The 11,410-nt window shown below is 46.3% G+C and carries 12 protein-coding genes and 1 riboswitch; of the genes, 4 read left to right on the top strand and 8 right to left on the bottom strand.

The genetic code is table 11. The features are described from left to right. Window positions 1-210: 210 nt before the first annotated feature. Together tenA and ACXAJH_RS11420 are read right to left on the bottom strand one after the other, a co-directional pair. Window positions 211-897, bottom strand: coding sequence for a thiaminase II (gene tenA, locus ACXAJH_RS11425; protein WP_474994030.1), 687 nt, complete (start codon window positions 895-897; stop codon window positions 211-213). Then, the gene (locus tag ACXAJH_RS11420) at window positions 897-2,183 is read right to left on the bottom strand and encodes an acetylornithine deacetylase (RefSeq protein ID WP_474994028.1); all 1,287 of its coding nucleotides are present in this window, start codon (window positions 2,181-2,183) and stop codon (window positions 897-899) included. The genes tenA and ACXAJH_RS11420 overlap by 1 nt, the downstream gene beginning before the upstream one ends. A 79-nt stretch (window positions 2,184-2,262) precedes the next feature. Next, a riboswitch (TPP riboswitch) is annotated at window positions 2,263-2,369 on the bottom strand. Between the two features lie 103 nt (window positions 2,370-2,472). Between ACXAJH_RS11420 and ACXAJH_RS11415 the strand changes: the two genes are divergently transcribed. Continuing rightward, window positions 2,473-2,967 carry a GNAT family N-acetyltransferase gene (locus tag ACXAJH_RS11415; protein WP_474994026.1) on the top strand — a complete coding sequence of 165 codons (495 nt, stop codon included), beginning with the start codon at window positions 2,473-2,475 and terminating at the stop codon, window positions 2,965-2,967. Here ACXAJH_RS11415 and ACXAJH_RS11410 read toward each other — a convergent pair. After that, window positions 2,923-3,348 carry a hypothetical protein gene (locus tag ACXAJH_RS11410; protein WP_474994024.1) on the bottom strand — a complete coding sequence of 142 codons (426 nt, stop codon included), beginning with the start codon at window positions 3,346-3,348 and terminating at the stop codon, window positions 2,923-2,925. The two genes, ACXAJH_RS11415 and ACXAJH_RS11410, sit on opposite strands and share 45 nt — an antisense overlap. A 209-nt stretch (window positions 3,349-3,557) precedes the next feature. Then, window positions 3,558-3,974 (bottom strand): hypothetical protein, encoded by a 417-nt coding sequence (locus tag ACXAJH_RS11405; protein WP_474994022.1) that lies wholly within the window; start codon window positions 3,972-3,974, stop codon window positions 3,558-3,560. A 199-nt stretch (window positions 3,975-4,173) separates the two neighbouring features. Here ACXAJH_RS11405 and ACXAJH_RS11400 point away from each other — a divergent pair, with 199 nt between their 5' ends. After that, the gene (locus ACXAJH_RS11400) at window positions 4,174-4,947 is read left to right on the top strand and encodes an alpha/beta hydrolase (protein ID WP_474971046.1); all 774 of its coding nucleotides are present in this window, start codon (window positions 4,174-4,176) and stop codon (window positions 4,945-4,947) included. A 241-nt stretch (window positions 4,948-5,188) separates the two neighbouring features. Here ACXAJH_RS11400 and ACXAJH_RS11395 read toward each other — a convergent pair whose 3' ends face one another. Continuing rightward, window positions 5,189-6,058 (bottom strand): peptidylprolyl isomerase, encoded by an 870-nt coding sequence (locus ACXAJH_RS11395; RefSeq protein WP_474994020.1) that lies wholly within the window; start codon window positions 6,056-6,058, stop codon window positions 5,189-5,191. A gap of 18 nt (window positions 6,059-6,076) precedes the next feature. Then, window positions 6,077-7,228, bottom strand: coding sequence for a S1C family serine protease (locus ACXAJH_RS11390; RefSeq protein WP_474994018.1), 1,152 nt, complete (start codon window positions 7,226-7,228; stop codon window positions 6,077-6,079). A 455-nt stretch (window positions 7,229-7,683) separates the two neighbouring features. On the opposite strand from ACXAJH_RS11390, the gene ACXAJH_RS11385 reads away from it, so the two are divergent. Continuing rightward, a complete protein-coding gene (locus ACXAJH_RS11385; protein WP_474994016.1) occupies window positions 7,684-8,220 on the top strand; it encodes a sigma-70 family RNA polymerase sigma factor in 537 nt (178 codons plus the stop codon). After that, window positions 8,213-9,361, top strand: a complete 1,149-nt coding sequence (locus tag ACXAJH_RS11380) for a hypothetical protein (protein WP_474994014.1) — start codon at window positions 8,213-8,215, stop codon at window positions 9,359-9,361. The genes ACXAJH_RS11385 and ACXAJH_RS11380 overlap by 8 nt, the downstream gene beginning before the upstream one ends. A gap of 159 nt (window positions 9,362-9,520) precedes the next feature. Here the strand turns inward: ACXAJH_RS11380 and ACXAJH_RS11375 are convergent, their stop codons facing one another. Beyond that, a complete protein-coding gene (locus tag ACXAJH_RS11375; protein WP_474994012.1) occupies window positions 9,521-9,748 on the bottom strand; it encodes a hypothetical protein in 228 nt (75 codons plus the stop codon). A 64-nt stretch (window positions 9,749-9,812) separates the two neighbouring features. Then, on the bottom strand, window positions 9,813-11,291 hold the full coding sequence (locus ACXAJH_RS11370; protein ID WP_474989744.1) for an Lsa family ABC-F type ribosomal protection protein: 1,479 nt from the start codon (window positions 11,289-11,291) through the stop codon (window positions 9,813-9,815). Window positions 11,292-11,410 lie beyond the last annotated feature (119 nt).

Here is an 11,410-nt window from a genome sequence, read left to right as displayed (position 1 = left end):
GAAATCTGCGGATGTCACGAGGAGCGTTCGGTGGTGACGCCTGTGGGATCAGCAAGAGCCGAAGATCCACTTGGACAGGTGATCTTCCTGTCCAAGTTAGCTGAGGCCGGGCCCACGGCAAGCATCCACCGATAAGCGGATCGTGGTCATCCACATGGCAGATAGGCAGTTGAGTGCGTCTAAACTCTTTTCAAAAGAGGAGAGGGGTGTTCAGGTATTCAAAAAGCTCTCTTCCTCGACCCACATTTTTTGTTTCCACGCCATCTCCCAGAACATATACTCCAGCTTACTCGTATGAATAAAGATCTCTTCGAGGTGAGCTTTTTCCCTTTCAGGAAGTCCGTCAGCCAGCTCGTTGATTAATTTTTTCAGTGTGGAAGCAAGCTCAGAAAATTCTTCGGACGCATACATCTCAATCCAATCGCCGTAAAACTCGTGCTTTTCTCCTTGATTTTGTTCGGCAAGGTGAAGGCCGATCACGTTGTAGCTCCATGTGCAGGCCAGCACACAGGCCGCCACCTCAGCCTCTGATCCTTGATTTGCCTTGTTCAGCATATAGCTCGTATAGGCGAGGAGGGTGGCAGAAGGTTTCGTTTCCTCCAGCTCCTCCCGGCTGATGCCGATCCGTTCCGCATAGTTCCGGTGCAGCTCCATTTCCTCACTTAAAGTGGAATGAAGCAGTTCAGAGAACATCGTCATCGTATCCAGGCTTTTCGCCTTAACGGAACCAAGAGCAAACACGCGGCAGTAATCAATCAAGTACAAATAATCCTGGCGCATGAAAAATTGGAATTTCTCAAGCTCGAGCGTGCCGTCCCCAATCCCTTTGACGAATGGATGATCGAGGTAGGCCTCCCAAATCGGACGGGCACTTTCGTATAAACGGCCTGTAAACATTACGCTTCCTCCTTGTCATCTGCTTGTTGAAACCAATTGTATAAAAAAGCCATCATTGTTTTCGTATAATCCAACAGCTGTCCCCGGTCCAGCGACTCATTCACCGCATGCGCCTGATCCAGCGTGCCGGGACCGTAGAGAATGGTCGGGATGCCTGCTTCTGAGAGCCATCCTCCATCCGTCACAGTCGGAGACATGGACATTTCCGCCGGCGTACCATGGATGATTTTATGGGCCTGTTGAAGCTGCTGTACCCCTGGATGGGCAGGATCGACAGAAAAGGCGGGGAAGATTTCTCCGCGCTCCTCGATCATGGACGTTCCTCCCCATTTGAATTGAGGGGCATGGTTTTTCAGCCATGGATCGGCCTGAGCGGCAGCACGGACATGTGCTTCAATTTCTTCGATCACATCTTCATAATGCTCTTCTGGATAATAGTGCACGGTAATCCATAAAGCACAGCGGTCGGCGATAAAAGCGGCATGCCTTCCACCTTCAATGACAGCCGGATTGATTGTCGTCGATCCAGGTGGAAAGCCTGGACTCGATTTCGTCACCGCCCAGTGCTGCTCCAATTCCTGCAGCGACTGGATGATTTTCATCATTTTTTCAATCGCCCCCGCTCCGTATCTTCCTCCACCGGCGTGAATGAGCGAACGGCGTTCCGCATCGTGGAAGGTTTCCGGGCTTTCAACCATTATCCATCCGGTAATAACGCCCCCCTGCCCTTGAATGGCGCAGTTACTTGTATCGGATACGATGGCTAAATCGGCATAATACCCTCTTTCTCCACAGGATTTTGTTCCTGCTTCTCCGACCTCTTCACCGACGACGGACTGCACATGAAGGTCGCCGGCTGGTTGAATGCCCGCTTCATGAAGAAGCTTGAGTGCAAATAGAACTGCGGCCATTCCACCTTTCATATCCGCTGTCCCTCGGCCATAAAGCCGGTCGCCTTGAATCGTGAGCGTGAAAGGATCATGCTCCCACTTTTCGCCGTCATCCAGAGCGGCCACATCAATATGACCGTTTAAGATGAGACTTCTGCTGTGTTCCCGGTCGGTTCCTTTTTTCGTTCCGACGACAATCGGATCGCCGGGGTACAGTTCCCACGTGTCTATTTCAAAATCCATCCGGCTTAAATACTTTTCTATGTACTGTTGTGCTTCCGACGCATTTCGGGCTGGAGGGCTTAACGTCGGAAAGGCGACCAAGTCCCCCAGAAGCTGGTGCATCTGCTCTTCCTTTTCCTCTACTCTCTGCAGCAATTCCTCTAACTGAATCATCGTACTCTCTCCTTCCATATAAAAAGCCCGCCCCTTCGAGAGAAGGAGCGGGCTTGATCATCATGTAAGAAAAGATCAATCATCGACCGCTTCACTTCCCTCCGCTGGTATGAGCCAGATCAGGTTGTAAGGGTCAAAGCTTCTGCTTTTCTCAGCCCGGTCAACAGGGCTCCCCTAGTGAAACATGCTATAAAACTGTTATTTTCATTACAACACAGGGGGCCGGAAAGGACAAGTCCCGTTTAAACGCGAAATGTAGATGGAGGACGTATAAAACAGGGGGCCATGGATGGACATCAAAAACGATGATTTAACAAGCGATGAAGTACAAGCATTCATAAAGGAACACCTTTTCAATATGACCCTGCACTCCCCGCCAGAAAGCATCCACGCATTGGATATAGAAAAATTAAAACAGCCCGGCGTGACCTTTTGGACAGCCTGGGAAAAGGGAGAGCTGGCAGGAATGGGAGCGTTGAAAGAACTCCATCCGGCGCACGGAGAAATCAAGTCGATGAGAACGGCCTCTTCCCATTTAAGACGAGGCGTCGCCCACAGATTGCTCCAACACATCATAAATGAATCCAGCGCCCGAGGGTATACACAGCTCTTTATTGAAACCGGGTCTCAAGAGGCGTTCCATCCGGCTGTCCAGCTGTATAAGAACTTCGGGTTTGTTTTCTGTGGTCCTTTCGCCGGCTACAAGGAAGACCCAAACAGCTTATTTATGACCCTGAAACTAACGGATACTGTAATACATAACCGTGATCACCGTAACGGATAAGAGGACAGCCGCTGTCAGACTCTTCTTTAGGGAAGCAGCAGGGATTTTTTTAACGAGCGTGTAGGTGATTGGAAAAATGAAACTGATCGGTATGAGATACAAGCTTAAGAACATCGTAAAGACAGCCAATAACACAGCTAGAAGTGGTCCAATTAAAAGATACAGGCCCCACTCAATAAAAAAGCGTCCCAACGACAGCTGCCTGCTTAAACGATCGGCTATGAAAGACAGGGGGAGGGCAAACACAGCATGCCCCAAATAGATGTTGACTAAATTAAAATATAAGTTTCCGACCAGATTGCTGTAATCCGATGTGAGATAAATAGAAACCAATAAAGCTGTTACAAAACTGCTGATTAAGGCAGCAAGAATTTTCCGCATCGTACAAGCTCACTTTCATGTTGTTTTATTTATGTAGGTAAAAGAAGCGCAGGTTCCGGTTTTGGGTGGGTCTGTTCTGTTCCCGCAGGCTTTAACTTCCTCAAGACCTCACCACATGACCAGATTGCAGTATAGGCGTTGGCGACGCCTATGGATCAGGGTAAGGCAATGAGAGGAGGAGAGTCCTTTTTCTATAGGGATAGAGAAAATTATCCACCCAGAGATATGGTCTCAAAGGCGGCTTCTTTTCCGTTTTCATAAATCCTCAGGATCTCATAACTTTGATAACCGTCGACTCTGTAGAAGCGTTCGGATTTAACCGAATCACCAGCGCCGGCCTCTGTCTTGTATAACAGGTTCAGCGTATCTTCTTCTGCCCGGACCTCGAAGGATGTATAATATTCCGCCCCTTCGCCCTGTTTTGTTCCGTTCAAATAGATATACACCGTATTCTGATCTCCGTCTTGGAACATATAATTTCCATGTCTATTTTTTACCGTTTGAAAATAGGACAACGCGTCCCCTGGAAGATCCTTTTTCCCAATTTCAGAGAAGGACCATTCCCTTTCACTTTGACACGCTGTCAGGATTAAAACAGATAAAAGCACCAATAGGATTCCCTTCAATAGCAAGCCCCCTTTTACACTTTCTCTGCTATTCTAGCATTCCTGGATGGCCCTTGAAAAATCCATTTCACATGGAAGGAAAGCGTTGATCGAATGGATCAGCTTATATAACATAGTTGACTTATCGGAATTATTGTATTTTAATAGCACTAATAGATTTTTATCGAACGACCAGTGAATGAAGATGGAGGGAAACATGATGAAGGAAGCCTATCCGGTTATTGATGGTGCGGAATCGTTGTTTTTTGAAGGAAATGATACAGGGGTACTGCTCTGTCATGGCTTTTTAGGAACGCCCCAGAGTCTGAGAGAGGTGGCAGAAGGGCTGGCGGATCAAGGTTATACCGTATCGGTGCCACGACTTCCAGGTCACGGAACGCACTATAAAGATCTGGCTTCCTGCTCGTTCTCCGATTGGTATATGGAAATCGAAGCCGCTTATCTGCAGTTGTACTCCCGGTGCAGGGAAGTATTCGTCATCGGTCAGTCGATGGGAGGCACGCTGACCCTGGACCTCGCTGCTCAATATCCCGGCATTTCCGGCATAGCGTTAATCAACCCAGCTATGTATATCCCGGCGTTCTCCCACCTGGAACAAGCGTCCGAACCCTTTTATATAGAGGAAGGAAAGCCTGACATCAAAGACCCCGGTGCGGTGGAGATCACCTATACCCAGACACCGTTGACCGCTTACCAGGAACTGTTGAAGTATATGAAGGTCGTCAGAAGAAAATTATCCGGCATTCGATGTCCACTCACCTGTTTGGTGTCCAGCGTTGACAACGTCGTTCCACCGGAGAATACCGATTACATCCTTAGAAAAGTCTCTTCCCACAATGTATCGAAATACGTCTTGGAGAATTCCTACCACGTCGCCTCGATGGACTACGATAAGGATCAAATCATCGGAGCGCTGCTTTCCTATCTGGAGACGCGCTCCTCCATCAATCATCGAAAAAAGGTCAGCCCGTAAATGGCTGACCTTTTCAGGTTGTAGAGACATCCCTCCCGTGTTTATGATTGTCAGGAGTTATTAGATGAATAGGTTCGAGAAGCGTTGGGTGGTGACGCCTGCGGGAACAGCGCGAGCCGAAGATCCTGGGCAGGTGGCTTTAGCCGAGGCCGTGACCGTGACCCTCATAAAAAACACAATGGACAAATACATGTTCAAGAAACTGAAAAGGCCAGCCTATAAACGGCTGGCCTTTTCTTATTTACTCCAGAGTGTTTTCAATATCGTACTCCTCCATTTTTTCCTGCATCCAAAGGTCGTACTCTTCACTGACTTTGGATTGGTATAACGTCTCACCAATTTCCTCTTCGACTTCATCATAAACTGCATCCTGCGCTTCGGTATGGTCGGTCACTTCAATGATGTGATAGCCGTACTCCGTCTCAACGATATCACTGATGTCCCCAACTTCCATGGAAAAAGCGGCCTCCTCAAAGGCTTCGACCATTTCACCTTCACTGAACGCCCCTAGATCGCCTCCGGAGGCCACTGTCGTATCATCGATGGAATATTCGGCCACCAGATCCTCAAACGCCTCGCCATCGTCCAGTTTTGATAATACTTCCTCCGCTTCTTCCTCGGTCTCAGTCAGGATGTGTCTCGCACTTACCTGCTCAGGCTGATTGTAGCTTTCCTTGTTTTCTTCAAAATACGTTTCCTTCTCTTCATCAGTGATGGAAATCCTCTCAGCAAGCAGCAGATCAACAGCTAAGTAATCTTCAATATCCTTCTCTACGTCCGCAATCGTCATCCCGCTTGCTTCAAGAGTGGACTGGAAGGCTTCCTCACCACCGTACTGATCATAGTACATAGCCAGTTCTTCCTCCACAGCGTCCTGGCTCACCGTAATGTCATTGTCTTCTGTTTCCAGTTCAACGATTTTGTTGGTAATCAGCGTATCCAGCGTTTCCTGACCGTACTGTTCCACCAGCGTATCGTACAGCTCCTCCTTTTCAATTTCTTCTCCGTTCACGGAAGCTACACTTTCCTTCGGATCCATACTCAGGCTCAAAATAATCAGGAGGACAGCGGAAACCGCCACCACTCCTCCCAGCAGCATTTTTTTATTCATCTTTTCAAAACTCCTATTCTACTCATTGATTTGTTCCGTAAGGGTCACATTCACCGTCTGCGAAGTTCCATTTCGGTAAAATTCCACGACGACGGTGTCGCCTGCGTTTGTTTCTGTATATAAATATTTTCTCAGGTCCGTGCTGTCTGAGACTGCCACTCCATCGATAGAAGTCATCACATCGTCAACCTGCAGGCCTGCTTTAGCAGCGGCTGATGTTTCATCGACAGAGGCGACAATGACGCCTTCTTCGGTTCCTTCCGGCAGTGACGTCCGGTACTGGGCAGGCGCCTCATTGACGCCGACGACACCCACGCCGAGGTAGGAGCGGTCCACCTGACCATCTTCACTCATGTCCGCAATCAGTGTTTCCACATCATTACTTGGAATTGCAAAGCCAAGCCCTTCCGCATCGGCATCCGCCATTTTCAAGCTGTTGATTCCGATCAACTCACCTGAGGCATTGATTAACGCACCCCCGCTGTTCCCCGGACTGATGGCGGCATCGGTCTGTATGACATCAAGATCCCACTCTCCAGCAGACGTCGTTACAGAAATCGTCCGGTCGACCGCACTGACAATCCCCTGGGTGACCGTCCGGGATAAGTCCAGGCCAAGCGGGTTCCCGATGGCAAGGACATCCTCGCCTGCACGGATGGAATCGGAGTCGCCGAAGGCCAGTGGTTCGATATCAAAGCTTCCTTCTATTTTCAAAACGGCAATATCCGTAAGCGCATCGGCGCCAATGACTTCCGCGGAGGTGGTCTCCCCGTCAAAAAGGGAGATGTCCACTTCCGATGCCCCTTCAATCACATGGTTGTTCGTCACAATATAGGCGGCATCGTCCTCCACCTTATAAATGACACCGGAGCCTGTATCCGCCTCTGTCACATCCTCTCCCGAAGCAAACGGCGTCTGCTGGTTCGTCAAGTTTACGACACCGACAATCGCTTCCGAGGCCTGTTCTGCAACATCCGCTGTAGACGCAGACGTTGTGGATAATGGTTCTGTCTCAGCCTCCACTGCCTCTTGAGGCGCGCTGGCCGTTTCAGATGTATTCGGCAGTTCTTCCATTTGAGACACGGTTCCTAATGTAAGTGCTGCCCCTAAAATCCCTGAGGATAAGGCGATGCCGGTTACTTTTAAAAGTGATGTCTTCGGTTCACTCATTCCGCTCCCTCATTTCCTTTGAACTGATTACACTATAAGTCTTGAATGTGTCAGGAGGATGTCAGAGTGTAAATCATTGGACATAAAAAAACAGCCCTCACCTTTGGGAGAAGTGAGGGCTTGGTTTCAATTCTGACGAGGAAAATATCACCCGTTAATAAAACTCACACATACAGGGATTAAAAATGCTGCAGCAAAACAAAGGACAGCCGCTGATTTTGATTGTTTGACTACACGATTCTCCCCGTCCTGTATGCTTTCAATAAATGATAGAGTGAAGTAAAAACAGAGGCAGAGGAACACGACGGAGAGAATGATTGTCCAATTTGGTATGTCTAAATTCATGATTTGATTTCCTTCCTTTCTTCCATAGATTTACCCTGCAAAAATATTCCTGTATTGTGAGACCCTCACAGATTACCGAACGTCTAATCTATGAGAAGGGAGAGAGGCTAGTGACCGGTCAGACACAAGTACACTTCTCACGTGATGAAGTCATCGAATACATTATGACTCACTATGGAGAAGTGATGAAACGAACCATTTATACCTATGTGAAAAATCACCACACCACCGACGACATTTTTCAAGACGTGCTCATTCTCATTTATCGGAAGTGGGATCAATTCCACGGGCAGTCCCAGTTAAAGACCTGGGTCATGAGGATTACTATCAATCGGTGCAAAGACTATTTACGCTCTCCTATACACCGGATCAAAATTGTAAAAGATCAATGGCTGGATAAAAAAGATCCTGAACATCTGGAAGAGACGGTTATACAAAAAGAAGAATGGGACGAAATTGCGGAAGCTATCCTGAATCTGCCCGTGAAATATCGGGAAGTGATGATTTTAACCTTCCAACAGAATATGACGCAGAGGGAAATCGCGGATGTTACCAATACGGCCTTGTCCACAGTTAAAACACGCATGCAGCGGGCTCGTCAATTGTTAAAACAACAAGTCAACGAGGAGGGACTGACTCTTGAATAAAAAGAGGATAAAAAAAGCGATAGATGATCAGATCAGCGATAAACCCCTATTCACGAATGAAGATCGCCGACGCTTTTACGCCAACAAACAAAATAGTCGTTTCCTTTGGCTGCACCAGGCCTTCCCTAAATTGTTGACAGTGATGACGGCATTACTCATGCTGACCGGGTCCCTATACTTCTTCACTTCAGAAAATCCGCTTCAGTCCCCTGCTTCTCCTAATGAAGATAAGTTCATAGAAGGACCAGATAAAAAAGAGGGAAAGGAAGAGGAGGAGGAAGTAAAAGAAACCACACTGGATCTTGACACAAAGATTGAAAGAATAAAAGAGGTCGTAATCAACCAGACGAAGGAACAAAAAATAAGGGAACTTGTTCAAGACTTCAATGGAAAGGAAATAAAAGCTTCTCAAGAAGAGGAAACGGAAAGAATATCCTTCATTTTCTCATCTGATTCTGAAGTGCCGGACACAGCTGACCCCAGTCACACGCCTCCGTCTATAGAAGCCTATCAAAACAATGAGCTTGATTTGTTTCTCGTTGTTCAATGGAGTGAAGAATACAACATTTTCACATCAGCTGAACTGATTTACTTATCCGAGGATAGGAAATCCTTAACGAAAGAAAAATACGACATCAATAGGACACAAAGAGACTTTGTAAAAGTTGCGGGAGCTGATGAACCTGTTTCTATGCAGGACCTTCTATTACGGTCCATTGCACGTTCACTGGATAAAGAACCAGATACTCTTAAAAAAGGGGACTTACTGGATCTTGAGGAATTAACCATCAATGCCTCTCATTTGACCGAAACGTTTCATGTCGACGCTGACACTGAATACTTCAAGGCCATGAAATCCTTAAAAGTATTGAAACTGAACCAGGCTCTTATCCCCGGTGAATTGTTGAAGGAGGTTCCAACGTTAGAGCAGGTCACTTTCATTGGTTCCACAGTCAATGATTTAAGCCAGGTGTCTGAAGGCATGCAGAATGTCCAGTATTTGAATTTAATTAATTCTTCCTTCCAAGGGACAGCTGAAGATATTCTGAAATTAAAATCCCTGACCATCGTCAGGGTCGATCCCGCCGTCGTACCAGAATATGAAGAGCTGCAGTTTGAAGGAATTGACGTGCGGTGGTAAAGAATTAACAGCAACCTTCTAACGAACATAATAACGCCTGCCTCCGCTGATGTTGAGGCAGGCGTTAATTATCATTTACTGACTTAACACAGCTTTAGAAAGCCCTGAACACTTTCTTCTTCTTTCCACACCTTTGACACTGATATACAGCTCTGGACTTTATTTCATCATCCAGCCGATCTTCTCATACTTGTGCAAGCCTACCCTGCAGAAAAGACTCGCTTCTTCTTTAGCTGAAATCGCAGAAAAAGCCAGGAAACCCAGCCCTGTAATAGAAAAGAGCCAAGGTGTAAAAAAAAGATCCATACCTGGTTGAAACCTAAGGATAAACAGCACGACTCCGATAAAAAGAATCATGGAACCTAATGTATTTAATGATTGTTTCATTTCCTCATTCCTAACTTCAACAGTCGTTTCCAAAAAGGGGTAATTAATGAAATCATGTGTACAGCTATAAAGAGATGGCTTTTGTCGCCACTCTCTCCTTAAATGCTTGATCATGCTCCACAAAAAGCATGGTAGGTTGAAACCTTTCAATAAGATCCTCAATCTGCACACGGGAATACATATCAATAAAATTCAAGGGCTCGTCCCAGATGTATACATGAGCTCTTTCACACAAACTTCTGGCTACGAGCAGTTTCTTTTTTTGACCTTCCGAATAAGTGGATAGATCTTTTTCAAATTGCACCCGTTCAAAATCCATCTTACGTAAAATGGCCTTAAATAACGGCTCGTTGATATGGTTTTCTTCTATAAAACTGGATAAACTCCCCTTTAAATCAGAAGCATCCTGCTTCACATAGGAGATGATCAGTCCTGCATTTGATGTGATGGTTCCCGAGTGATGGATGGGTTCTCCTAAGATCAGCTTTAAAATACTGCTTTTCCCTGTACCATTTTTACCATCGAACACGACTCGGTCCCCCTGCTCAACAGTGAAACTAACCGGTTGATTGACTTTGGCATCGTTATACATCACGGTTAGCTCTTCAACACGAAGAAGTTCCTTCGACTTAAATTTCAACGGCTCTAATTTTAATGACTCGCTGGACTCCACATTTTTCAGGAGTGTTTCCTTCTCTTCCAAGGCTTTCTGCTGCCTGGCTTCTATGTTTTTTGAACGCTTCATCATTTTAGCTGCTTTATGGCCGACATATCCTTTATCAATTTTAGAACCAGAGTTGGTCGTGCCATTTTTGGAAGCTTCTTTTTTATGAGACCAGCCGGCTGAGCGCTTTGATGATTTTCTCAGCCTGCTTATATCTTTCTTAAGCCGTTCATTGACCGCGTCCTCCAGTTCCTGCTGACGGTCAAAGTTCAGCTTCCATGAAGAGTAATTCCCGTTCTGAACCTCGATGTCCGCTTTGTTGATCGATAAGATATGATCCACACATCCATCGACAAAGTTTCGATCATGGGAAATTAAAATAAAGCCTTTTTTCTTATTCAGATAATGAGCAACCATTTTTCTTCCCTCTATATCCAAGTGGTTGGTCGGCTCATCAATTAATAAAAACTGCCCCTCATTCAGGAAAAGCGCCGCAAGCAGCACCTTCGTCTGCTCCCCGTTGGATAACGTATCAAACGAACGGTACATAACCCCGGCGTCCACATCCAACAACGAGATCTCGCGAAAGAACTCCCAGTCTTCTGCTTGTGGACAAATCTCTTCCAATACTTCATGGGTGGCTTTCCTTTTATCAGGAACCGGCGTAGGAAAATAATTAAATTCCACAGAAGAAATGATTTGACCGCTATACTCGTAATTGCCTAACAGGAGGTTCATGAAGGTTGTCTTCCCTCTTCCGTTGCGACCAATAAAGCCGAGTTTCCAATCGGTATCGATTTGAAAGCTTACATTCTCAAAAATATTGTCAAAGCTGCTTGGATAGGAAAAGGTCAGGTTCTGCACTTGAATCATCGACATCTTTATTCCTCCTTTACATATTCAAACACACATCTACTTCCGTACAGACGAGGGAAATAGATGATGAAAGGTAACCAACTATGAGAGGAATAAAAAATCCTCCCAATAATAATTGGAAG

It is taken from the genome of Halobacillus sp. ABD4_316, assembly GCF_056161385.1.
This window is presented reverse-complemented; position numbering and strand designations above follow the sequence as displayed.